Origin of the sequence: Streptomyces sp. NRRL S-646 (genome assembly GCF_000720765.1) — a bacterium.
GTDB lineage: Bacteria > Actinomycetota > Actinomycetes > Streptomycetales > Streptomycetaceae > Streptomyces.
Genome location: NZ_JODC01000005.1, coordinates 612,298 through 633,983, shown reverse-complemented (window position 1 = coordinate 633,983; position 21,686 = coordinate 612,298). Strand labels below are relative to the sequence as shown.

At 70.3% G+C, this 21,686-nt stretch carries 21 protein-coding genes and 1 pseudogene; 11 read left to right on the top strand and 11 right to left on the bottom strand.

Annotated features, from left to right (window positions below; genetic code table 11):
- Positions 1-28: 28 nt before the first annotated feature.
- Together uvrB and IH68_RS0112815 are read right to left on the bottom strand one after the other, a co-directional pair.
- Complete coding sequence (gene uvrB, locus IH68_RS0112820) at positions 29-2,179, bottom strand: excinuclease ABC subunit UvrB (RefSeq protein WP_030933259.1); 2,151 nt, start codon at positions 2,177-2,179, stop codon at positions 29-31.
- A 40-nt stretch (positions 2,180-2,219) separates the two neighbouring features.
- Positions 2,220-3,086: an MHYT domain-containing protein gene (locus IH68_RS0112815; protein ID WP_030933256.1), complete on the bottom strand. Its 867-nt coding sequence runs from the start codon at positions 3,084-3,086 to the stop codon at positions 2,220-2,222.
- Positions 3,087-3,366: 280 nt separating this feature from the next.
- Here IH68_RS0112815 and IH68_RS0112810 point away from each other — a divergent pair, with 280 nt between their 5' ends.
- The 3 genes from IH68_RS0112810 (at position 3,367) to fdhA (ending at position 6,187) form a co-directional block, all read left to right on the top strand.
- Entirely contained in the window at positions 3,367-4,242 is an 876-nt protein-coding gene (locus IH68_RS0112810; RefSeq protein ID WP_030933254.1) for a glycerophosphodiester phosphodiesterase, read from the top strand.
- A 46-nt stretch (positions 4,243-4,288) separates the two neighbouring features.
- Positions 4,289-4,843, top strand: coding sequence for a methylated-DNA--[protein]-cysteine S-methyltransferase (locus tag IH68_RS0112805; protein ID WP_030933253.1), 555 nt, complete (start codon positions 4,289-4,291; stop codon positions 4,841-4,843).
- A gap of 117 nt (positions 4,844-4,960) precedes the next feature.
- Positions 4,961-6,187, top strand: coding sequence for a formaldehyde dehydrogenase, glutathione-independent (gene fdhA / locus IH68_RS0112800; RefSeq protein ID WP_030933250.1), 1,227 nt, complete (start codon positions 4,961-4,963; stop codon positions 6,185-6,187).
- 81 nt (positions 6,188-6,268) lie between these two features.
- Here the strand turns inward: fdhA and IH68_RS0112795 are convergent, their stop codons facing one another.
- Positions 6,269-6,697: a VOC family protein gene (locus tag IH68_RS0112795; protein ID WP_030933247.1), complete on the bottom strand. Its 429-nt coding sequence runs from the start codon at positions 6,695-6,697 to the stop codon at positions 6,269-6,271.
- 65 nt (positions 6,698-6,762) lie between these two features.
- On the bottom strand, positions 6,763-7,557 hold the full coding sequence (locus IH68_RS0112790) for a methyltransferase domain-containing protein (protein WP_030933244.1): 795 nt from the start codon (positions 7,555-7,557) through the stop codon (positions 6,763-6,765).
- A 253-nt stretch (positions 7,558-7,810) separates the two neighbouring features.
- Between IH68_RS0112790 and IH68_RS0112785 the strand changes: the two genes are divergently transcribed.
- On the top strand, positions 7,811-8,938 hold the full coding sequence (locus IH68_RS0112785) for a magnesium and cobalt transport protein CorA (RefSeq protein ID WP_030933242.1): 1,128 nt from the start codon (positions 7,811-7,813) through the stop codon (positions 8,936-8,938).
- Between the two features lie 18 nt (positions 8,939-8,956).
- Here the strand turns inward: IH68_RS0112785 and IH68_RS0112780 are convergent, their stop codons facing one another.
- From IH68_RS0112780 to IH68_RS0112770, 3 genes are all read right to left on the bottom strand, one after another.
- Positions 8,957-9,385 (bottom strand): CBS domain-containing protein, encoded by a 429-nt coding sequence (locus tag IH68_RS0112780; protein ID WP_030933239.1) that lies wholly within the window; start codon positions 9,383-9,385, stop codon positions 8,957-8,959.
- 143 nt (positions 9,386-9,528) lie between these two features.
- Positions 9,529-9,942 (bottom strand): PPOX class F420-dependent oxidoreductase, encoded by a 414-nt coding sequence (locus IH68_RS0112775; RefSeq protein WP_030933236.1) that lies wholly within the window; start codon positions 9,940-9,942, stop codon positions 9,529-9,531.
- Positions 9,943-10,052: 110 nt separating this feature from the next.
- Positions 10,053-10,694 (bottom strand): hypothetical protein, encoded by a 642-nt coding sequence (locus tag IH68_RS0112770; protein ID WP_030933234.1) that lies wholly within the window; start codon positions 10,692-10,694, stop codon positions 10,053-10,055.
- 132 nt (positions 10,695-10,826) lie between these two features.
- Between IH68_RS0112770 and IH68_RS0112765 the strand changes: the two genes are divergently transcribed.
- The 3 genes from IH68_RS0112765 to IH68_RS0112755 all read left to right on the top strand — a co-directional run bounded on the left by IH68_RS0112765 (position 10,827) and on the right by IH68_RS0112755 (position 14,437).
- The gene (locus IH68_RS0112765; protein ID WP_078912427.1) at positions 10,827-11,522 is read left to right on the top strand and encodes a DUF2293 domain-containing protein; all 696 of its coding nucleotides are present in this window, start codon (positions 10,827-10,829) and stop codon (positions 11,520-11,522) included.
- Between the two features lie 805 nt (positions 11,523-12,327).
- The gene (locus tag IH68_RS0112760; RefSeq protein WP_030933228.1) at positions 12,328-12,807 is read left to right on the top strand and encodes a DUF1772 domain-containing protein; all 480 of its coding nucleotides are present in this window, start codon (positions 12,328-12,330) and stop codon (positions 12,805-12,807) included.
- 142 nt (positions 12,808-12,949) lie between these two features.
- A complete protein-coding gene (locus IH68_RS0112755; RefSeq protein WP_030933225.1) occupies positions 12,950-14,437 on the top strand; it encodes a glutamate synthase subunit beta in 1,488 nt (495 codons plus the stop codon).
- 15 nt (positions 14,438-14,452) lie between these two features.
- On the opposite strand, the gene IH68_RS0112750 is transcribed toward IH68_RS0112755, so the two are convergent.
- The gene (locus IH68_RS0112750; protein WP_030933222.1) at positions 14,453-14,932 is read right to left on the bottom strand and encodes a carboxymuconolactone decarboxylase family protein; all 480 of its coding nucleotides are present in this window, start codon (positions 14,930-14,932) and stop codon (positions 14,453-14,455) included.
- 47 nt (positions 14,933-14,979) lie between these two features.
- Here IH68_RS0112750 and IH68_RS0112745 point away from each other — a divergent pair, with 47 nt between their 5' ends.
- Positions 14,980-16,452 (top strand): PLP-dependent aminotransferase family protein, encoded by a 1,473-nt coding sequence (locus IH68_RS0112745; protein ID WP_030933219.1) that lies wholly within the window; start codon positions 14,980-14,982, stop codon positions 16,450-16,452.
- 74 nt (positions 16,453-16,526) lie between these two features.
- On the opposite strand, the pseudogene IH68_RS49765 reads toward IH68_RS0112745, so the two are convergent.
- The 3 genes and pseudogenes from IH68_RS49765 to IH68_RS0112730 form a co-directional block, all read right to left on the bottom strand.
- Positions 16,527-17,052, bottom strand: a pseudogene (locus IH68_RS49765) (SAM-dependent methyltransferase); the annotation flags it as partial.
- 77 nt (positions 17,053-17,129) lie between these two features.
- Positions 17,130-17,384 (bottom strand): DUF397 domain-containing protein, encoded by a 255-nt coding sequence (locus tag IH68_RS0112735; RefSeq protein WP_030933216.1) that lies wholly within the window; start codon positions 17,382-17,384, stop codon positions 17,130-17,132.
- Positions 17,385-18,245 carry a helix-turn-helix domain-containing protein gene (locus IH68_RS0112730; RefSeq protein WP_030933214.1) on the bottom strand — a complete coding sequence of 287 codons (861 nt, stop codon included), beginning with the start codon at positions 18,243-18,245 and terminating at the stop codon, positions 17,385-17,387.
- Between the two features lie 228 nt (positions 18,246-18,473).
- On the opposite strand from IH68_RS0112730, the gene IH68_RS0112725 reads away from it, so the two are divergent.
- From IH68_RS0112725 to IH68_RS0112715, 3 genes are all read left to right on the top strand, one after another.
- Complete coding sequence (locus IH68_RS0112725) at positions 18,474-19,112, top strand: ATP-binding protein (RefSeq protein WP_030933210.1); 639 nt, start codon at positions 18,474-18,476, stop codon at positions 19,110-19,112.
- Positions 19,103-19,543 (top strand): hypothetical protein, encoded by a 441-nt coding sequence (locus IH68_RS0112720; protein WP_030933208.1) that lies wholly within the window; start codon positions 19,103-19,105, stop codon positions 19,541-19,543. The genes IH68_RS0112725 and IH68_RS0112720 overlap by 10 nt, the downstream gene beginning before the upstream one ends.
- Positions 19,544-19,866: 323 nt before the next feature.
- On the top strand, positions 19,867-21,672 hold the full coding sequence (locus IH68_RS0112715) for an ABC transporter ATP-binding protein (protein ID WP_234341334.1): 1,806 nt from the start codon (positions 19,867-19,869) through the stop codon (positions 21,670-21,672).
- Positions 21,673-21,686 lie beyond the last annotated feature (14 nt).

Genomic DNA, 21,686 nt, shown 5'->3' with positions numbered 1-21,686 from the left:
ACGCCGAGGTCCGGCGGCGGCAGCGTGGTCAGGCCAGCCCCGCCTCCCTCATCTGACGCAGTTCCTTCTTCATCTCGGAGACCTCGTCGCGCAGCCGCGCCGCGATCTCGAACTGGAGGTCGGCGGCAGCGGCGCGCATGCGCGCCGTCATCTCCTCGATCTGGTCGGCGAGTTCGGCGGCGGGACGGTCGGTCGGGACCGTCTCCTTGGCCTTGGCCTTGCCCTTGCCCTTGGCGGTCTTGGCACTGCCAGCCGCCTTGGAGCCGAGGGCGGGCACGGGTGCCTTCGCGTCCTTGCCGTCCTTCAGCTTGCGGTAGCCCGAGCCGAGCAGCTGCTCCGTGTCGACGTCCTCGCGGGCGATCTGGGCGACGATGTCGTTGATCTTCTTGCGGAGCGGCTGTGGGTCGATGCCGTTCGCCGTGTTGTACGCGACCTGCTTCTCCCGGCGGCGGTTGGTCTCGTCGATGGCCTTCGCCATCGCCGGGGTGATCTTGTCGGCGTACATGTGGACCTGGCCGGAGACGTTGCGCGCGGCGCGGCCGATCGTCTGGATCAGCGACGTGCCGGAGCGCAGGAAGCCTTCCTTGTCGGCGTCGAGGATGGCCACCAGGGACACCTCGGGCAGGTCGAGGCCCTCGCGCAGCAGGTTGATGCCGACCAGGACGTCGAACTCGCCGGAGCGCAGTTCGCGCAGCAACTCGACGCGGCGCAGGGTGTCGACGTCGCTGTGCAGATAGCGGACCTGGATGCCGAGCTCGAGGAAGTAGTCCGTGAGATCCTCGGCCATCTTCTTGGTGAGGGTGGTGACCAGGACGCGCTCGTCCTTCTCGGTGCGGGTGCGGATCTCGTGCACCAGGTCGTCGATCTGGCCCTCGGTGGGCTTGACCACGACCTCCGGGTCGATCAGACCGGTAGGGCGGATGATCTGCTCCACGGCGCCGTCCGCGCGCGAGAGCTCGTACTTGCCGGGGGTCGCCGAGAGATAGACCGTCTGTCCGATGCGCTCCTGGAACTCCTCCCACTTCAGCGGCCGGTTGTCGAGGGCGGAGGGCAGGCGGAAGCCGTGCTCGACGAGGGTGCGCTTGCGGGAGGCGTCGCCCTCGTACATGGCGCCGATCTGCGGGACGGTGTTGTGGGACTCGTCGATGACCAGCAGAAAGTCGTCCGGGAAGTAGTCGAGCAGGGTGTTCGGCGGGGAGCCGGGCGAACGGCCGTCGAAGTGCATCGAGTAGTTCTCGACGCCGGAGCAGGAGCCGATCTGGCGAAGCATCTCGAGGTCGTACGTGGTGCGCATCCGCAGGCGCTGGGCCTCCAGGAGCTTGCCCTGCTTCTCCAGCTCGGCCAGCCGCTCGCCGAGCTCCTTCTCGATGTCGTTGACGGCCCGCTCCAGGCGCTCCGGTCCCGCCACGTAGTGGGTGGCCGGGAAGATGTACAGCTGCTGGTCCTCGCTGATGATCTCGCCGGTGAGGGGGTGGAGCGTGGAGAGGGCCTCGATCTCGTCGCCGAACATCTCGATGCGGACGGCGAGTTCCTCGTAGACCGGGAAGATCTCGATGGTGTCGCCGCGGACGCGGAAGGTGCCCCGGGTGAAGGCCAGGTCGTTGCGGGTGTACTGGATGTCGACGAAGCGGCGCAGCAGCTGGTCGCGGTCGATCTCGTCGCCGACCCTGAGCGGGACCATGCGGTCCACGTACTCCTGAGGCGTGCCGAGGCCGTAGATGCAGGACACCGAGGCGACCACGACGACGTCGCGGCGGGTGAGCAGCGAGTTGGTCGCGGAGTGGCGCAGGCGCTCGACCTCCTCGTTGATCGAGGAGTCCTTCTCGATGTAGGTGTCCGACTGCGGGACGTAGGCCTCGGGCTGGTAGTAGTCGTAGTACGAGACGAAGTACTCGACCGCGTTGTTCGGCAGCAGCTCGCGGAATTCGTTCGCCAGCTGGGCGGCCAGGGTCTTGTTCGGCGCCATCACGAGGGTGGGGCGCTGAAGCTTCTCGATCATCCACGCGGTGGTGGCGGACTTGCCGGTGCCGGTCGCGCCGAGCAGGACGACGTCCTTCTCGCCTGCCTCGATGCGCCGGGCCAGCTCGGCGATGGCCTGCGGCTGGTCGCCGCTGGGCTGGTAGGGGCTGACGACCTCGAAGGGCGCCACCGTGCGTTCGATGTTGGAAACGGGCCGCATGGAGTCAACCGTACGACCCGGCACTGACAACGCGGGCCGATCAGCGGTTCTGCGGGGTGCGGGAGCTGCGTCGGCCCGGCTGCCGGGCCGGGCGGAGCGGGGGGCGGTGGGCCGGGTGGTGGACGGCCGGGTGGGCGGGGACGCCCGGCTTGTTCTCGGCGGGGGCCAGGGCGGCCTTGCCCATGACCATCAGCGGGTCGAACATCACGACCACGGCGGCGAGCAGCAGGAAGGCGAGCGGGCCGATCAGCATGGGCCACAGCAGCGTGGCGGGCGAGTCCCCGGAGGCGGGCGCGGCCGTGTCGTGGAGGTGGACGCTGAGGGCCGCCATGCCCGTGTAGTGCATGCCGCTGACAGCGAGCCCCATGACGAGGCTCGCGCCCACGCTCCACAGGAAGCCCCTGACCTGTCCGGCCGCCCACAGGGCGGCGGTTGCGGCCACCATCGCGATGACGACGGAGACGGCGACGGTCACCGTGTTGTATTCCAGCTTTCCGTTCAGGCGCATTCCCGCCATGCCCAGATAGTGCATCGAGGCGATTCCCAGGCCGGTGATCGTGCCCCCTGTGAACAGGGCCGTTCCCTTCGCCCCCTTGTAACCGACGATGAAGATCCCGATGCCCACCATGACGATGGCGACACCGAGGCTGGCGAACGTGGTCGCCTTGTCGTAGTGGATCGGCGCCTGTTTGACGGTGAACCCCATCATCGCGACGAAGTGCATGGTCCATATGCCGGAGCCGATGGCCGCCGACCCGAGGGCCAGCCAGCCGGGCCGCCAGGATCGGGTGACGAGCATGGATCTGGTCGTGCAACGCAGCCCCAGGGCGCCACCGAGGGAGGCCATGAGATAGGCCACCACCGGTGTGACGAGTCCGTAGCTGAATCCGTCGACCGTGCCTTGCATGCGCGGCTGCCCTTCCCGCCCTCTTACGTCCCGGAATTCCCTGAAATGCGCCCCCTCCCAGGACCGCCCGAGCGGTCAGGGTTGAGGCAGAGAGTATGACCCCCACCAGAATGGTCGAACGATTTTCCGGCAAAGAAACACGTCGTTACCCCAGTTGTGCGGCCGCAGTGTGCGGACTTGGGCGACTCCATTCATTGTGTGGTCGTTCTGTACCCCACCGTCGTCGACGCTCTGCTGTCACAGTTGAGCTGTCCGTGTTCATACGACACGAGGAGTACGCATGTACGCGCGCGCAGTCGCCGCCATCACCACCGCGCTCCTGGGGACCGCCGGCCTCCTGCTGCCCGGCTCCGCCGCGCGGGCCGGCGACGTCGACGCACTGCCCCTGGTCATCGGGCACCGGGGGGCCTCCGCCTATGCGCCCGAGAACACGCTGGCCTCCATCGACAAAGCGGCCCGGCTGGGCATCGCGTGGGTGGAGAACGACGTGCAGCGCACCAAGGACGGTGAGCTCGTCGTCATCCACGACGACAGCCTGCAGCGCACGACCGACGTCGAGGAGGTCTTCCCCTGCCGGACGTCCTGGGACGTGAAGGACTTCACCGCGGCCGAGATCGCGCGCCTCGACGCGGGAAGCTGGTTCGGACGCCGGTATGCGGGTGCGCGCGTGCCGACGCTGGACGAGTACATGCGCCGTGTCGAGCACAACCACCAGAAGCTGCTGCTCGAGATCAAGAATCCCGAGCTGTACCCGGGCATCGAACAGCAGACCCTGAAGGTGCTCGGCAACGACGGCTGGCTCGACCCGCAGCACCTGGCCGACCGGCTTGTCGTGCAGAGCTTCAGCGCGGACAGCCTGCGCATCGTCCACGACCTGAAGCCCGCCGTCAGGACGGGCTTCCTCGGGACACCGCACCTCTCGGACCTGCCCGCCTATGCGCGCTTCACCGACGGGATCAATCCCTCGTTCGGCTCGATCTCGGTGGGTTACGTTTCCGCAGCGCACGACTTCACGGGGCCGCACGGTAGACCGCTCAACGTCTTCACATGGACCGTGAACGACGCGGACACCGCCCGGCAGGTCACCCGGTACGGCGTGGACGGCATCATCACCAACGAGCCCGACGTGGTCCGGGCCGCCCTGCAGGCGCCCTGAGCCCCGTTCCCCGGGCGATGTCAGTGGCGGGTCGTACGGTGGGCGCATGGACAGCGATGGGCAGTACGAACAGCAGGTCGTGTGGGCGGTGGTCGGCACCGGGATCGGTCCGCTGCTGCTGGCCGCGACCCGCGAGGGCCTGGTCAACGTCGTGTTCCACGCCACGGACGGGGTGCGTGACAAGGCGCTCGAGCGGCTGGCGTCCCGGCTGGGCCGCGAGCCCGTCGAGGCACCCGACTCGCCCCTGCTGGCCGTGGCGATACGGCAGGTCGAGGCGTACTTCGCGGGCGAGCGGCGCGACTTCGAGCTGCCGCTGGACTGGTCGCTGATCTCGGGCTTCAACCGGCAGGTGCTGCGCGAGTTGGCCTCGGGGGTGCCGTACGGCGCGGTCGTGGGCTACGGCGACCTGGCCGGGCGGGTGGGTCAGCCGGGCGCGGCCCAGGCGGTGGGGATGGCGATGGGGTCCAATCCGCTGCCGGTCGTCGTGCCCTGCCACCGGGTGGTGGAGAGCGACGGGGGCATCGGCGGGTTCGGGGGCGGGCTGGAGACCAAGCGCAAGCTGCTCGCGTTGGAGGGGGTCCTGCCCGAGCCGCTGTTCTGAGACACCGGCTCCGGGGGCGCGCGAAGGGTGGTCGGGAAGCGGAGGCGGTAGCAGACTCCGCCATGCGCACAGCCACTGGCATCCGAGGGTTCGGAGCCGAAGGGACGGCGATCACGCATGAGCGGAAACAGGGCAGTCGCGTATCTCAAGCCGGGCGCGGTGGAAGTCAGGACCATCGACTACCCGACGCTTGAACTCCAGGACGGGCCGGGGGTCGCACCCGAGAACGTCGGCCGCAAGTGCCGGCACGGTGTGATCCTCAAGGTGCTCGCCACCAACATCTGTGGAAGCGACCAGCACATGGTGCGCGGGCGGACGACCGCACCGGAGGGGCTGGCGCTCGGACACGAGATCACCGGAGAGGTCGTCGAACGGGGTCCGGACGTCGAGTTCATCGACATCGGCGACATCGTCTCCGTACCGTTCAACATCGCCTGCGGGCGGTGCCGCAACTGCAAGGAGCGCAAGACCGGCATCTGCCTGAACGTCAACCCGGCCCGCCCCGGGGCGGCGTACGGCTATGTCGACATGGGCGGCTGGGTCGGCGGTCAGGCCGAGTACGCCATGGTCCCGTACGCGGACTTCAACCTGCTGAAGTTCCCGGACCGGGAGGAGGCGCGCGAGAAGCTGCTGGATCTGACCATGCTGTCGGACATCTTCCCGACCGGCTTCCACGGCGTGGTGTCCTCGGGCGCCGGGGTCGGCTCGACGGTGTACATCGCCGGGGCGGGTCCGGTCGGTCTCGCCGCGGCCGCGTCGGCGCAGTTGCTGGGCGCCGCCGTGGTCGTCGTCGGCGACCTCAATGCCGAACGCCTCGCGCAGGCACGGAGCTTCGGCTGCGAGACCGTCGACGTCTCCCAGGGAAGCGTCGAGGACCAGCTCGTGCAGATCCTCGGCGAGCCCGAGGTGGACGCGGCGGTCGACGCGGTCGGCTTCGAGGCACGGGCACACGGCAAGGACGCCCCCGAGGCGCCGGCGACGGTGCTCAACTCGCTGATGGGCATCACACGGGCGGGCGGTGCGCTGGGCATCCCCGGGCTGTATGTCACGGACGACCCCGGCGGGATCGACGAGGACGCGAAGTCCGGAACGCTGAAGGTGCGGCTCGGGCTCGGCTGGGCCAAGAGCCATCACTTCGCGACCGGACAGTGCCCGGTGATGAAGTACCACCGGGGCCTGATGATGGCGATCCTGCACGGGCGCGTGCACATCGCCAAGGCGGTCAACGCGACCGTCATCGGCCTGGAGGACGCACCGCGCGGTTACGCCGAGTTCGACCAGGGCGCCAGCCGCAAGTACGTGCTCGATCCACACGGAGCACTGGCCGGCGTACGTCCCGTCTGAACTCGTGAGCAGCAGGACAGGCAGGGGATATGGGGTGCCCACGCGCGCGTGGGCACCCCGCTGGTCCGCCCGGGCACCTCGCTAGTCGTAGTGCCGGGCTTCGAAGACGTTTCCGTCCGGGTCGCGGAAGTAGAAGCTGCGCCTGGCCTTTCCGCGGGCGCCGTAGGAGTCGTGGGAGAACTCGGAGACGGGGACGGCGCGTTCCTCGAGGCGGCTGTGCAGGGCGTCGAAGTCGTCGCCGGGCAGGGCCAGGCAGACGTGGTTGACGGGGTGGCCCGCGCTGTCGGCGGCGCCTGGGAGCATCTTCATGTGCTCCGCCATGGAGTGGGGCATGAGGTCGAGGATGGTCTCGTCGTTGAGCCGTACTGAGGGGAACGACGCCTTCCCCGCGGAGAACTCGGTGATCCTCAGGGGGCGCAGTCCCACCGCCTTCTCGTAGAAGTCGGCCGAGGCGACCGGGTCGTGTACCCACAGGACGACATGGTCGAGACGTGTCGTGTTGTCCGTCATGTTCTTCAGGCTGGTACCGCCTCCCCCGGACCGCAAGGGTGTGCGCGGAGCTCCCGGCCGCGGGGCTACGCCTTGGTCCCCCACGCCGAGATCATCGGGGCCGTGGCCAGGTCCATCCCGCCGGCCTCGATGTTCGCCAGGTGGCGGTCGATGTCCTCGTTCGTGGCGAGGTTCGCGGTGACGAGGGTGTCGCGGATCTGGCGGATCGTGGCCGACTCGAGGACGGCGCAGGCCGGGGAGGTGAGGGGGAAGTACGCATCGGCCTCGACGCCGCGCAGGCCGGCCTCGCGGAGCAGGCGTGGCAGGCGGCGGCCGTAGGAGAGGTCGGCGCCACGGTCGGCGAGCAGCCGGCGGAATCCGTGCCGCAGACGGTTGGCGAGTCGTTGCTCGGGACCGTGTTCGTCGGGGCAGACCAAGGGCTGCAGGGCGGGGTCGGCGTCCTCGATCAGTAGCCGGCCGCCGGGACGCAGGGCCTTGATCATCGACTGCAACGCCCGTTCACGGTCCGGCACATGGACAAGGACCAGCCGGGCGTGCACCAGGTCGAAGCCCTCGCCCGGCGGTTCCTCGGCGCCCACGTCGTGGACGCGTACCTCCACCGGCGGGCGGGCCACGGAGGCGAGCAGCGATGTGCCGATGTCGGTGGCGAGTACCTGTCCGCTCGGGCCGACCTTCTCTGCCAGCCAGGACACCACGGAGGTGCCGCCCGCGCCGACCTCCCAGCAGCGCCGGCCGGAGCCGATGCCGAGCCCTTCCAGGTGCCGGAAGGTGGTGGGGTCGAAGAGGGTGGCGAAGGCCTCGAAGCGCTCTCCCGCCTCCGTCTGCCGGTTGTCGAGAAGATAGCCGTCGGATCGCTTCATGACGCGATCATCCCAGTTGCCCGGCTTGCCGGAAGCGGTCGACGAGTCACCTACGGCGAGTCGGGCAGACGTTCCGTTGTCCAACCCCTTCGTCCACAGGCGGGAACCAAACGGAATGAGCTGCTCCCACAGGCTCACCCGCCCCTTACACAGACCTGGCAAACTGGCGCGCCAAGGCACAGACAGGCGGCTCACCACGGTGGCGAACCGCGAACCGCGCATCGAGCCCGGAGATCCACGCAAGGAGATCCAGATGTCCATGGCAGGGAATCTGCGCAAGGTCACCCACCTCAGCAGGGTCGGCGGCCTGCGCAAGGTGGCACGGCTGGCCAGGCGTCGGCCACGCGTCGACCTGAGTCACCCGGCCCGGTCCCCGCTGGGCTCCTCGGTGGTGAACTGTGTGACGTACCGGGACGGCGCACGGGTGCCCGGAGGCAGTGATCTGGTCGACGCAGTGGAGCGGGTGCGGAAGTACGGTGACGGGTTTGTGTGGCTGGGTCTGCACGAGCCGACGGATCAGGAGTTCGCGGGTATCGCCGAGCTCTTCGATCTGCATCCGCTGGCGGTCGAGGACGCGGTCGAGGCCCATCAGCGCCCCAAGCTGGAGCGCTACGGCGAGACGCTGTTCGCGGTGTTCAAGACGGTCTGCTACGTCGAGCACGAGGAGCTGACGGCGACCAGCGAGGTGGTGAACACCGGCGAGATCATGGTGTTCGTCGGCGTGGACTTCGTGATCACGGTCCGGCACGGGATGCACGGTTCGCTGGGCCCGCTGCGCGAGGAGCTGGAGGCCGACCCCCAGCAGCTCGCGAAGGGACCGGCCGCGGTGCTGCATGCGATCGCGGACCATGTGGTCGACGACTATCTGCACGTCACCGATTCGGTGCAGGCGGACATCGACCAGGTGGAGATGGACGTGTTCGCGGAGAACGGCGCGCGGGCCGACCCCGGCCGGATCTACCAGCTCAAGCGTGAACTCCTGGAGCTGAAGCGGGCCGTGGTCCCCCTCGGCCGCCCCGTCGAGGACCTTGCGACCCGGCCGATCCGGGTGGTCGACCCGGAGATACAGGCCTACTTCAGGGACGTCCTCGACCACCTCATGCGGGCGAAGGAGCAGATCGCCTCCTTCGACGAACTGCTCAACTCGATCCTGCAGGCCCATCTGGCGCAGGTCACGGTCGCGCAGAACGAGGACATGCGGAAGATCACGGCCTGGGCCGCGGTGATCGCCGTACCGACGATGGTCTGCGGTGTGTACGGCATGAACTTCGATCACATGCCGGAGCTGCACTGGAGGTTCGGATACCCCCTGGTCATAGGCGTGATGGTGGCGGCCTGCCTGGTGCTGTACCGCGGTTTCCGGCGCAGCGGCTGGCTGTGAGGCGCTCCGTCGTGCAGGTCAGCGCGTCGTGCTCCGTGCGTACACGCTGTGGGCGAAGTCGGCGATCTGCTCCTCCGTCAGATGACGGGCCACGTCGGCCTCGCTGATCATGCCGACCAGCCGCTTGTTCTCGATGACGGGGAGCCGGCGGATCTGGTGGTCCTGCATCTCCCGGAGCACGTCACCGACGTCGGCGTTCGCGTCGATCCAGCGGGGGGTGCCGTGGGCCATCTCGCCGGCGGTGACCTTGGCCGGGTCGTGGCCCATGGCCACGCAGCCGATGACGATGTCGCGGTCGGTGAGGATGCCGCAGAGCCGCTCGTTCTGGTCGCTGATGGGCAGGGCTCCGACGTTCAGTTCGCGCATCAGCTGGGCCGCGCGGTCCAGTGTCTCGTGGGCGGGGATCCACTGGGCACCACGGTGCATGATGTCTGAGGCGGTGGTCATGGAGTACCTCCCGGTGCCGGACGGCCGGCGCGATGCGGGAACGCACCGCTAGTCCCGGCGCCCTACATTCTCGCCGCGCGGCCCGGCCCCTGCACCCGGAACTCTGCGGTGACGGGCGGCCGGGGAGCGCCGTCTCAGAAACCTCAGGCAGAGAAACCCACGATCTTCCGCGGGACGATGCGGATGATCACGCGGGTCTCATCGTCCTTCTCTCCGGGCGGGTCGATGCCGAGGTACTTGTGCGAGAGCTCGTACGGGAGCCGCTTGCCCTCGTCGGGAAGGATCTCGGCGGTGCCGCGGATCTCGACCGAGGTGTAGGGGTCGGCGAGGTCGAAGACCGAGAGGCTGATGCGGGGGTCGCGGCGGAGGTTGCGCACCTTCTGGCGTCCGTCGGTGGAGGAGAAGAGCACGGTGTCGCCCTCGCGCTTGATCCAGACCACCGAGTTCTGCGGGGCGCCGTCGGGGCCGAGGGTGGCGACGCTGGCGAAGTTCTTGCCGTCGAGGAGGGTGCGGACGGAGTCGGCGAAGGGGACGGGATCACTCGAGGAGGTCGTCATGAGACCACAGTAACTATATGCACGTGCATATAAAAGGGGTTTGCCGATCAACCTCACCGGCCGGCCGAACTGGATGGCCGAACTGGATGGCCGACCGGCCTCTCCAATGGTCAGCCCCTCCAGGCGGGATGGCGCGGGTCGTCGGCCCGTACCAGGACGTTGGCCGTGCCGGCCGGGTCGGTCTCGCCCGCGTAGCGCTCGAAGGCGGGGAGTGTCCAGTGGTCGGCCTCGGGGGTGCGGCGGCGGAGGGCGCCGGGTGAGAGGAGGACGTGGACGGTCAGGTCGAAGGGGAACCAGTGGCGCAGCAGGAGGGGGCCGTGCAGCAACAGGAAGCCGCCGGGCGGGAGTTGGGCGTAGGGAGTGCGGGTGGCGCGGTCGGTGACCGGGTCCCACAGGTCGGGCAGGACACGTCCGCCGCCCCCGGGTTCGAGGGGGCCGAACACCTCGCGCCACAGGGCGCCGGTGTCCAACCAGCCGTCGTAATAGGCGTCGACGTCATGGTGGCCGTACTCGAGGCGGACGGAGGCGGGCCGCAGAAAGCCCTCCGCGCCGACAGTCAGCGAGGGGCGGCCGCGTACGCGCAGGGCCTCGGCGACGCGTTCGGCGAGGTCTCCCGGGCGGGCTGCCGGGGCTCCGTCGAAGGCGATGCGGGGCCAGGGGCTGCCGTCGGCCGGTTTGAGGTCGAGCAGGCGCTCGGCCAGGAGGTCGCCGAGCCGGTCCCAGGTGATCGCTTCGAGTCGCACATGGCCCATGATGCGTCAGCCGTCGGCCGGGATGCTCCTCGCCCCGATGGGTGGGGAGTACGGAGGAGGAGCGGAGGGAGAGGGTGCAGTGGGCGCGATTTCGCGGTAGTCCGGAGTGCCGTCGGGGGGAAGGAAACACTTATGGCACGTCTCGCAACGCCTGCGCCCCGCACCGGGCTTGTCGTCTTCCAGCCGATCAAGAGACGGCACTGCGGGGAGTGTCATGCGGGGCCGTTGCCGCTGCTGGTGCTCGAGGAGGGGGCACCGCGGTGTCTCGACTGTGCCGACCTCGGGCATCTGGTGTTCCTGCCGCGCGGCGACACCGCGCTGACCCGGCGGTCACGGGAGGAGAGTGCGCTGTCGGCGGTCGTGGTGCGCTTCAACCGGCGCAAGTCGCGGTACGAGCGGCAGGGCGTCCTGGTCGAGGAGGCGGGGCTCGCCCGGGCCGAGGAGCGGTGCCTGGCGGACGCGGAGGCGCGGCGGCGGCGCCGGGTGCGGGACGCCCGGCGGCGGATCGCGGAGGACCTGCGGTTCACGGAGGCGTTCGCGGCGGAGATACGACGGCTGTTTCCCGGCTGCCCGACGGAGCGGGCCCGGGCGATCGCGACGCATGCGTCGGTGCGCGGCAGCGGGCGGGTGGGCCGGAGTGCGGCGGGGCAGGCCCTGTCCGAGGGGGCGGTGGTCTCAGCGGTCGTGGCGTCCGTACGGCACGTGGACACGCCGTACGACCAGCTGCTGATGAGCGGCGTACCGCGGCACGAGGCCCGGCGACGGATCGGGGCGGCGGTGGAGACGGTGCTGCGGGGGTGGCGATCGGAGGAGGCGGGGGTCGGTTGACGTGGGGCGGGGGCCGCCGGCGCAGGGCGGGATCGGTCGACGAAAGACCGGGGCCCGTGGGCGACGGGCCTGGGTTCTGTCGCCAAAAGTCCGGGGTCGTAGCCAAAGGCGGGGGCCATTGACGAAAAAGATCGGGTCGGTCCAGGAAAGCGGGTCCGCTCACGAAGGACCGCGGTCGCTCCACGAAAGACCAGAGCCGGTCGGCGACAGGCCGAGGTCGATTGGCGAGGGGCGGAGGCCGTCGGCGACAGGCCGAGGTCGATTGAAGAACGGGGGAAGCCGTCGGCAAAAGGCCGCGGTCGCTCCAAGAAAGGCCGAGGCCCGTCGGCGACAGGCCGAAGGCCATTGAAGAACGGCGGAGGCCGTCGGCGAGAGCCGAGGTCGGTTGACGAAAGGCGGGGCCATTGACGCGAGACGGGGGTTCGTTGGCGAAGAACCGGGCTCGGTCGGCCAAAGGCCGTGACTCAGTGACGGAAAACCCGGGCACGCCGACGAGATGTCCGGATACGCCGACGACAGGCCCGGATGCGCCGACGACAGGCCTGGCACGGTCGGCGAACGACACGGAACCATCGGCGAAAGGCACGGTGCCGTTGCCGAAAGGCGCGGTGCCCTTGCCGAAGGGAGATCGGGCCGCAGGCGGCCCGCCGGCGCTGCGCTCGCGAGCGGCGGCCGCCGGATCACGGCTGGACGCTCGCGTATGTGACCGCGTTCCTCGGCCATGGTCACTGTGCTCGTACGGGAATTCACTTGTGGTGACGGGAGGTGCCGGGGAAGATCTCGGCTCTAGGCGGGAGTGGACGACATGATCGATGGACCGTATTTCTGGCTGACGGTGCTGGGGGTGCTCGGGACCGGTCTGGTCGCCGGGGTTTTCTGCGGCTTCTCGACGTTCGTGATGAAGGGGCTCGCCGCGCTGCCGCCCGCGCAGGGCGTGGCCGCGATGAACGCGATCAACGTGACCGCGGTGATGCCGGCGTTCATGCTGGTGTTCGTGGGGTCGGCGGTGCTGTGCGCGGTGCTCGCCGTGGTGACGTTCGTGCTGTGGCCGGACGACGGGAGGGTGGAGCTGCTGGTGGGCAGCGCCCTGTATCTGTTCGGCTCGTTCGGGGTGACCATGGTTGCGAACGTGCCGCGCAACGACACGCTGGCCAAGCTGGACCCGGGCACCCCGGAAGCCGCCGCGTACTGGCCGTCGTACATACGCGAGTGGACGTTCTGGAATCACGTGCGGATGGTCGCCTCGGCCGGTTCCGCGGTGGCGTATGTGCTGGCGCTGACCTGAGTGCTGGAGGAATCCTGGGAAAGGCGGGGCGGAAAGCGCTGTCCGTCCCCTCTGCGCACGGGGCCGTGGAGTCGTATCGTGGCCGAAAGAGTGCCGCCCGATGACGCACGGCTCGTCGTACGCGTAGGCAAGGAACACGGCCATGGCCGATCCCAAGGGATTCATGACCACGCCTCGCCAGGACTGGCCCCGCCGCCCGGTCGTGGAACGGGTCCAGGACTGGGACGAGGTCTACGTCCCGGGGGCGCTGCTGCCCATCATCAACAAGCAGGCCGACCGCTGTATGGACTGCGGCATACCGTTCTGCCACGACGCCTGTCCGCTCGGGAATCTGATACCGGAGTGGAACGACCTGGTCAGCCGGGACGACTGGCGGCAGGCGGCCGACCGGCTGCATGCCACGAACAACTTCCCCGAGTTCACCGGGCGGTTGTGTCCCGCGCCGTGCGAGGCGGGGTGTGTGCTCGCCATCAACCAGCCCGCGGTCACGATCAAGAACGTCGAGGTCGCCATCGCGGACCAGGCCTGGGAGCTGGGGTTCGCACCGCCGCGGCCGCCGGACCGGCTGTCCGGGCGGACCGTCGCGGTGATCGGGTCCGGGCCCACCGGGCTGGCCGCGGCTCAGCAGCTGACGCGGGCCGGGCACACCGTCGCCGTGTACGAGAAGGACGACCGGCTCGGCGGGCTGATGCGGTACGGCATCCCCGAGTTCAAGATGGAGAAGCACCATCTGGACCGGCGGCTGGAGCAGATGCGGGCCGAGGGGACCAAGTTCCGTACCTCGACGGCGGTCGGGCGGGACGTCGGAGCGGCGGAGCTGCGGGCGCGGTACGACGCCGTGGTGATCGCGACGGGGGCGACCGCGTGGCGTGAACTGCCCGTACCCGGGCGGGAGTTGGCCGGGATACAGCAGGCGATGGAGTATCTGCCGCTGTCCAACCGGGTGCGTGAAGGGGACTTGGAGAGCTCTCCGATGTCCGCCGCCGGGAAGCACGTCGTCATCGTCGGGGGCGGAGACACGGGGGCGGACTGTCTGGGGACCGCGGTGCGTGAAGGGGCCGCGTCCGTCACGCAGTTGGACATCTACGCCCAGCCCGGCGCCGACCGAGACGAGGACGCCGAGCCGTGGCCGACGTACCCGAAGATCTACCGGTTGTCGGCCGCGCACGAGGAGGCGCGGGATCTGGAGACGGCGCCGGCGGCGGACGCGGACGCGCGGCTGTTCGCTGCGTCCACGCTCCGCTTCACCGGCGACGAGAGCGGGCATGTGCGGTCGCTGCACCTGGTCGAGGTGGACGCGGCCCGACGCCCACGGCCCGACACCGGGCGGACGCTCCCCGCCGACCTCGTGCTGCTCGCGCTCGGCTTCTCCGGACCCGACCGGGAGGACGGGCTCGTCGATCAGCTGGGGCTGGCGATGGAGACCCGCGGGACGATCACCCGGGATGCAGGGTTCGCGACGAACGTGCCCGGTGTGTTCGCGGCCGGGGACGCCGCGCGGGGGCAGTCGCTGATCGTGTGGGCGATCGCGGAGGGGCGGGCGGTGGCGGCGGCCGTCGACCGTTATCTGACCGGGAGTTCGCGGCTGCCGGCGCCCATCGGGCCGTACGACCGTCCGATGACGGTGTAGCAGCCGTCGGCCCGCCTAACGGCGCCGTTCGTCCGTCCCCGCCACCTTGCCCGTGGAGAGGGCCACCCGGTTCCAGGTGTTGATCGTGAGGATCAGGGCGAGGACGTGGGCCAGTTCCTGCTCGTCGAATTGGGCTGCGGCCTGTGCGTAGACCTCGTCGGGGACGCCGCCGTCGGCCACCAGCGTCACCGCCTCGGTCAGGGCGAGGGCGGCCTGTTCCCGCTCGGTGAAGAAGTGGCGGGCCTCGCGCCAGACGGCGACCATGTGCAGCCGGTCCTCGCTCTCGCCGGCCTTGCGGGCATCGCCCGTGTGCATGTGCAGGCAGTACGCGCAGTGGTTGAGGTGCGAGGCGCGGATCTGGATCAGTTCGACGAGGGCCGGGTCGAGCCCCTCGCGGGCAGCGGCGTCGAAGCCGATGAGCGCGCGGAAGACCTTCGGGGCGGACTTCGCGAAGTCCAGGCGGGCCGTCGTGATGTGCGTCGTGTTCGTCGTCATGCCCTTCAATCTACGGGCCTGAAAGACCGGCTGTAGGGTGCATTTTCATGGGGAAATCGTGGGTCAATTCTGCTGAGCTGATCGGGGCCGACCTGCATCTGGAGCTGGCCGGGTCGGGCGGGCGGCGGGCGGCGCTCATCGGGGCGTTGCGCGAGGCCGTGCGCAGTGGGCGGCTCGCTCCGGGCACCCGGCTGCCGCCGTACCGCTCGCTCGCAGCCGACCTCGGCGTTGCCCGCAACACGGTGGCCGACGCGTACGCGGAGCTGGTCGCGGAGGGCTGGCTGACCGCACGTCAGGGGTCGGGCACACGGGTCGCCGAACGTGCCGAACCCCTGCGTCACGCCGCCCGCGCGCCCCGGAACGCACCTGCACGCGCGCGTGGGTCAATGGCACCTCCACGCGCGCGTGGCCCTCGCCACGATCTGCGCCAGGGCACCCCGGATGCGTCCGCGTTTCCGCGTTCGGCCTGGCTGGCGTCCTATCGGCGGGCCCTGCAGCAGGCCCCCAGCGAGGTGTTCGGCCCCGGCGATCCCGCCGGCCGGATCGAGCTCAGGGAGGCGCTCACGGAGTACCTGGCACGCGCGCGTGGTGTGCGCACCGAGCCGGACCGGATCGTGATCTGCTCCGGCTTCGCGCACGGGCTGCGGCTCCTCTTCGGCGGCCGGGACCGTGTCCTCACCGGACCGCTGGCCGTGGAGGCGTACGGCCTGCCGTTCCACCGGGAGTTGCTCGCTTCCGCCGGCGTGCGGACCGTACCGCTCCCCCTGGACGACCAGGGCGCACGCCTCGACCGGCTGGCGCGGGAGCGGGCCGTTCTGCTCACGCCTGCGCACCAGTTCCCGACCGGAGGGCCGCTGCACGCGGAGCGCAGGGCCGCGGTGGTGGACTGGGCACGCGCGCGTGGCGGCGTGGTGGTGGAGGACGACTACGACGGGGAGTTCCGTTACGACCGCAGGCCCGTCGGGGCGGTTCAGGGGCTCGACCCCGAGCGGGTGATCCTGCTGGGCTCGGTCAGCAAGAGCCTGTCGCCGGCGGTGCGGCTGGGCTGGATGGTGCTGCCCGGGCGGTACGTGGATGGTGTGCTTGCGGCCAAGGGTGAGCGCGAGGCGTGGGCGAGCGTCCTCGACCAGCTGAGCCTTGCCGACTTCATCGTCTCCGGCTCGTACGACCGGCATGTGCGGCGCATGCGGCTGCGGTACCGCAGCCGTCGCGACCGCCTCGTCGCGGCTCTCGCCGCGCAGGCACCTCACATCGAGGTCACAGGGGTCGCGGCGGGGTTGCACGCGGTGCTGCGGCTGCCGCCCGGCACGGAACGGTCCGCCGTAAAGGCCGCCGCCTGGCAGGGAGTCGCCCTGGACGGGCTGGCCGAATTCCGCCACCCGGCAACGGACATGGCGGCTCAGGACGGCCTGGTCGTGGGGTACGCGACGCCCTCCGAGCATGCGTACGGGGCGGCGTTGGAGGCACTGTGCGGGGTGCTGCCGCCGGCGGCGGACAAGCCGGGTCCCGCCTCCGGATGAGCCGCCGCCCCGGGGCGGTCATTGCTTGCGGCCCACCGCCCCGTACCCCGGAATCAGCCCGCGTCCTGACCGGCGGCCTTGAGCTGCTCGGTCGGGGCCTTCGGCTCCTCGGAGGTGGAGTCGGCGGTCGCGTGGCCGGCCACCAGGTGGCTGCCGGAGGGGGGTTCGGACAGCAGCCGGCGGACGAGTTCGTGCGCGCCGTCCTCGTCGGGGACGAAGTGGAACAGCGCGATCAGCGAAAGGGCCAGAGGGCGGCCGAAGTCGAGGATCTTCTTCGCCCCGTCGAGCATGGCATCCGGCTCGCGGACGGCGGCCTGCAGATTCCCGGTGACGCCGTCGCCCGTGCCACGCAGCAGGTCGGTGGCGTCGGCGAACACGATCGGGTCGTCGTCGCAGCAGACCGGGACGGCCACCAAGTGGCGCGGTGCATGAACGCCCGGTTGACCCGCGCCATCACCGGCACCCGCGGGTCGAGGGCGAGCATCTGTGCCCCATGGCCTCGTCCGCCAGGTAGTTGTCCTTGCCGCCGAGGTACCAGCCGTACATCCGCGCGGGAAGCGGCTTGCCGGTGTCGATCTCAACCATTAATTGATGGTCCATCAGTTCGCAATCAGGACTTGGTTCACAGTCAAGAGGGGCAGTTGAGCAAGTGTCCGAGCAGGCGTCGGACCAACACGTCACGACAGCAGGAAGTCCGCCTCCCCCGCCTTGGCGCCCTCGATGAACGCCGTCATCTCGTCGGTGGTGTAGATCAGCGCCGGCCCGTCAGGGTCGGTGGACTGGCGGACGGCGATCCGGCCGTCGGCCAGCTTCATCGCCTCCAGGCAGTTGCCGCCGTTGCCGCCGCTCCACGGCTTGAGCCAGCCCTCGCTGCCCAACTCCCGCGCGGGCATGCCGTTGTAGACGTGTTTGCGCGGCTTGATGCGATCCATTCACAGCTCCTTGCGGAGATCCTCGAGGATCTCCTTCGTGCGATGTGCCGTAGCGGCCTGCGCCGCCATGCGGTCCATGACCTCGAGGTGGGCCGCCACCTCGGCGCGCGCGTCGAGATAGACGGCGCCGGTCAGGTACTCGCTGTAGACCATGTCCGGCAGTTCTGACATGGCAAATCGGAACAGCACGAAGGGCCCGTACGTGCCGGGGTGCGGGCCGCCCGCGAAGGGCGCGACCTGCACGGTCACGTTGGGCAGCTTCGTGGCCTCGAGCAGTCTGTCGATCTGGGCACGCATCACCTCCGGGCCGCCGACCGGGCGGCGCAGCGCGGTCTCGTCCAGGACGGCCCAGAAGCGTGGCGCACCCTCACGGGTGAGCAGTTCCTGGCGTTGTATGCGCAGGGCGACATGGCGCTCGATGTCCTCGGGGCTGGTCTGGCCGATCGCGCCCGACCGCAGGACTCCGCGGGCGTAGTCCTCGGTCTGCAGCAGGCCGGGGACGAAGTGGGGGTCGTAGGAGCGGATGAGGCTCGCGGCGCCCTCGAGGCTGACGTACATGGAGAACCAGCCGGGCAGGATGTCGTGGAACCGCTGCCACCAGCCGGGCCTGTTGGCCTCCTCGGCCAGCTGCACGAAGACATCGGCCTCCTCGTCGCCGACGCCGTAGGACTTCAGGAGCAGCTGGAGGTACGGGATTTTGAGGGCGACCTCGGCCATCTCCATGCGGCGGACGGTGGCGGGGGCGACCCGGAGGATGCGGGCGGCCTCCTCGCGCTTGAGGCCGGCGTGCTCCCGCAGGTCCAACAGACGACGGCCGAGGACGACTTGACCGACCGTCGGCGCGGACCGCGGTTCGCTCACCCTCCACCTCCCGTGGCCGCTTGGAGTCCAAAAAGCATGCTGACAGCCATACGGCGCCATCCGAAGACCTATTCGAAGATCTGTACGGTTTCGTACGGGTCTCCGTCGATCCCAACTGGCGCCGTCTGACGTGCTGTTGCGAGCAGTGTGCCACGGCCTTCCACACCGTCACAGGCCACTCTGTAATTTTCAGAGTGACACTTGCCAAGTGTTCACGCCGGGGCGATAGTGGCAAGCGTGATTCCGTCCGCGCCCTTAGGAACAGACGCCGCCGAAGGCCACCCCCACAGCCTCGGTGCACGCCACGAGGGGGCTCCTGCCGAGCGCCGGTTCCGCTTCGAGCTGGCCGCGCACCCGGCTTCTCCCGCGCAGGCCAGACGCCTGACGAGGGCCCGGCTGAACGTCTGGTCGGTGTGCGAGGACATCTGCGACACCGCGGCTCTGGTCATCACCGAGCTGGTCACCAACGCCCTCGTGCACACAGCGAGCAGTCACATCGTCTGCGAGCTGCGCGACGGCGACGAACTGGTGCGCATAGCCGTGCGTGACGAGGGCTGCTCCCCGGGTGCGCCCCGTGCGTCGCGGGCGCGGCCCGAGGAGGAGCACGGGAGGGGTTTGCTCCTCATCGACGCGCTGTGTGACGCATGGGGCGCCCATGAGCACGGTCCGGGGCTGCTGGTCTGGGCGGAGCTGCCGCGCCAGGCCGATACGCCCCGCCATGACTGCGGGCCTTGCAACGACCTCGGCTGGGGGGCCCGCCCCAAGCCGGGTCCGGCCGGTGGTTCGGGCGACGAGGACGAGGCGGCCGCACCGCACGGTCGGGACGCACGCCACGGGCAGCACGGGACGGGGGCCGCATGGCGGTGAGCGCTGCGTCCGGCGGCCGGGTGCTGAGCCTGGACACGCTGGTCCGCCTCCGGCGCGGAGTGCACACGCCGGGCACGCCCCGGCGGCTGCCCGTGCCGGACGGCATGACGGCCCCGATGGGCTGCGACGCGGTGGAGGTGCCCGCCCGCTTCGGCCCGCTGGTGCTGTCCCGGCTGCCGCGCGCGGGGTGCGTGTACGCCGATGCGGCGCACTGGTGGTGGCTCGTCCCGTCCGACTCCGACTACGCACTGGAGTGGCCGACGCCCGCGCAGTACGCCGCCGGGGCGCTAGTTCCGGACGCCCCGGCGGTCCCCGACCTCATCCACCGGCCGACCGGCACACTCCCCTACACCCCGCCGATCCCGCTGTATCTGGTGCTGTGCCGGGTGACGGGGACGACGCCGACGTGGTCGCGGCCGGCCGTCGCATGACCCGCGTGGTTGCGTAAACATCGCGCCCCAGCAGGGCGCACGCCCGCGCGCTCGACCCACCGCGGCATGCGCTCTCCCCCGAGGGGTCCGGCCCCGCGATAGTGGCCGTTCGTCGACGTGGATCGGGGGAGGCCGACGTGGCGGAACCACAGGACTCGGGCGGGCGCAGGAAGGCACGGAGCTCGGGCAGGCGGGAGAAGAAGCGCGGCGACGGGCCGCCCGAGGTCTCCGAGTCGGAACAGCTGCTCTTCGGTGGGCCGTTGCGCTACGACCTGGGCTGGAACCAGCACCGGGACGCGTTTTTGGAGCTGAACTTCCGGGCCATGGTGACGCGGCTGCCGGCCCTGCTGGGCTCCAGTTTCCGGCTCGCCTGGCAGGCCGACCGGCGGGCCGCGCGGATCGTGCTGGCGGCCGAGGCGGGCCGGGGTGCGGCCCAGGCGGTGGGTCTGCTCGCCATGAACAGCGTGCTGGGGCGGCTGATCGGCGGCGGTGCGATCGCGGACCGGCTGCGCGAGGCCGTACCGGTGCTGGCCGCCATGGCCGCCGTGGCCCTGCTCGGAGCGCTGCTGCGGGGTGCGTCGACGTATGCGACCGGACGCCTTGAGCCCAAGGTGGAGCGGGTCGCGACCGAGCTGTATCTGGAGCGCGCGGCGGCGGTCGAACTGGCCGCGATCGAGGACCACGCCTTCCACAAGCTGCTGGACACCGCGCAGTACGGCGCCGGATCGGCGCGGCGGATGATCTCGTACTCCACGCGCGTGGTGAGCGCGCTGATCTCGCTGATCGCGGCGGCGGGCGTGCTGACGGTGCTGCACCCCGTGCTGCTCCCGCTGCTGGCGACGATGACGCTGCCGACCGCGTGGAGCGCGCTGACGAATGCCCGGCGGCGCTACGAGTCCTGGCACACCTGGGTGCAGCATGCCCGGGCCGGCTATCTGCTCAGCGGCCTGCTCACCGAACCGGCCGCGGCGCCCGAGATCCGGGTGCACGGCGTCGGCCCCTTCCTGCTGCGGCACTATCACGCCATGTCGGAGACTGCAGAGGCCGAGCAGGCGCGGCTGGCCCGCCTTGCGGCACGCACCGGGCTGATCGCCGCGGCCTGGACGGGCCTGGCGAACGTGGCGACGTATGCGACGCTCGGCGGACTGCTGCTCGCCGGGGCGATGGCCCTGTCCGTGGCCGGCACGGCGGTGATCGCGATCCGCACCGGCTCGTCGAGCCTGGACAACCTGGTCGTGGCGGTCAACTCGCTCCACGAGGACGCCCTGTTCGTGGGCGATCTGCAGAAGCTGTACGTCGAGGCGGCCGAGCGGGCGATCCCGGTCGGCGGCGACACGCTGCCCGAGGACCCGCGGGAGATCCGCTTCGAGAACGTCACGTTCAGCTACCCGGGAGAGTCCGCCCGCCCCGCCCTCGACGACGTCTCGCTCACTCTCCCGCTGGGCCGGATCGTCGCGCTGGTCGGTGAGAACGGCTCCGGCAAGACCACTTTGATCAAGCTGCTCGCGGGTCTGTACAAGCCGGACGGCGGCCGGATCCTGTGGGACGGCGTCGACGCGGCGACCGCGGACCGGCACCAGCTCGCCGAGCGGGTCGCGATGGTGGCCCAGGACTTCAAGCGCTGGCCGTTCACGGCTCGCGTCAACGTGGCCATCGGCCGCTCCTCCGCGCCCCTCACCGAGGAGCGCATGACCACGTCGCTCGCCGAGGCCGGCGCCGAGGACGTGGTGGCCGATCTGCCGCGCGGCCTGGACACGCTGCTGGCCCGCCAGTTCAACGGCGGCCACGAGCTGTCCGGCGGCCAGTGGCAGCGGCTCGGCGTGGCACGGGCCGCCTACCGGCGCGGCCGGATCCTGGTCGTGGACGAGCCGACGGCGGCCCTGGACGCGCGCGCCGAGCTGGAGGTCTTCGAGAAGATCCGCGCCCTGGCCTCGGCCGGGCAGACCGTCGTGCTGATCACCCACCGGCTGGCGTCGGTGCGCCACGCGGACCTGGTGCACGTCCTCGACCAGGGCCGCCTCGCGGAGTCCGGCACCCCGGACGAGCTGCTGGCGAGCGGCGGTATCTACGCGGAGCTGTACTCGCTCCAGGCCGAGCAGTACACGGCGCCGGTGCCGAAGCCCGGATGAGCCGGCGCCGATGC

Coding starts and splice junctions, on each gene's coding strand:
- uvrB (WP_030933259.1), bottom strand. CDS start 2,179: ATGCGGCCCGTTTCCAACATCGAACGCACGGTGGCGCCCTTCGAGGTC.
- IH68_RS0112815 (WP_030933256.1), bottom strand. CDS start 3,086: ATGCAAGGCACGGTCGACGGATTCAGCTACGGACTCGTCACACCGGTG.
- IH68_RS0112810 (WP_030933254.1), top strand. CDS start 3,367: ATGTACGCGCGCGCAGTCGCCGCCATCACCACCGCGCTCCTGGGGACC.
- IH68_RS0112805 (WP_030933253.1), top strand. CDS start 4,289: ATGGACAGCGATGGGCAGTACGAACAGCAGGTCGTGTGGGCGGTGGTC.
- fdhA (WP_030933250.1), top strand. CDS start 4,961: ATGAGCGGAAACAGGGCAGTCGCGTATCTCAAGCCGGGCGCGGTGGAA.
- IH68_RS0112795 (WP_030933247.1), bottom strand. CDS start 6,697: ATGACGGACAACACGACACGTCTCGACCATGTCGTCCTGTGGGTACAC.
- IH68_RS0112790 (WP_030933244.1), bottom strand. CDS start 7,557: ATGAAGCGATCCGACGGCTATCTTCTCGACAACCGGCAGACGGAGGCG.
- IH68_RS0112785 (WP_030933242.1), top strand. CDS start 7,811: ATGTCCATGGCAGGGAATCTGCGCAAGGTCACCCACCTCAGCAGGGTC.
- IH68_RS0112780 (WP_030933239.1), bottom strand. CDS start 9,385: ATGACCACCGCCTCAGACATCATGCACCGTGGTGCCCAGTGGATCCCC.
- IH68_RS0112775 (WP_030933236.1), bottom strand. CDS start 9,942: ATGACGACCTCCTCGAGTGATCCCGTCCCCTTCGCCGACTCCGTCCGC.
- IH68_RS0112770 (WP_030933234.1), bottom strand. CDS start 10,694: ATGGGCCATGTGCGACTCGAAGCGATCACCTGGGACCGGCTCGGCGAC.
- IH68_RS0112765 (WP_078912427.1), top strand. CDS start 10,827: ATGGCACGTCTCGCAACGCCTGCGCCCCGCACCGGGCTTGTCGTCTTC.
- IH68_RS0112760 (WP_030933228.1), top strand. CDS start 12,328: ATGATCGATGGACCGTATTTCTGGCTGACGGTGCTGGGGGTGCTCGGG.
- IH68_RS0112755 (WP_030933225.1), top strand. CDS start 12,950: ATGGCCGATCCCAAGGGATTCATGACCACGCCTCGCCAGGACTGGCCC.
- IH68_RS0112750 (WP_030933222.1), bottom strand. CDS start 14,932: ATGACGACGAACACGACGCACATCACGACGGCCCGCCTGGACTTCGCG.
- IH68_RS0112745 (WP_030933219.1), top strand. CDS start 14,980: ATGGGGAAATCGTGGGTCAATTCTGCTGAGCTGATCGGGGCCGACCTG.
- IH68_RS0112735 (WP_030933216.1), bottom strand. CDS start 17,384: ATGGATCGCATCAAGCCGCGCAAACACGTCTACAACGGCATGCCCGCG.
- IH68_RS0112720 (WP_030933208.1), top strand. CDS start 19,103: ATGGCGGTGAGCGCTGCGTCCGGCGGCCGGGTGCTGAGCCTGGACACG.
- IH68_RS0112715 (WP_234341334.1), top strand. CDS start 19,867: ATGGTGACGCGGCTGCCGGCCCTGCTGGGCTCCAGTTTCCGGCTCGCC.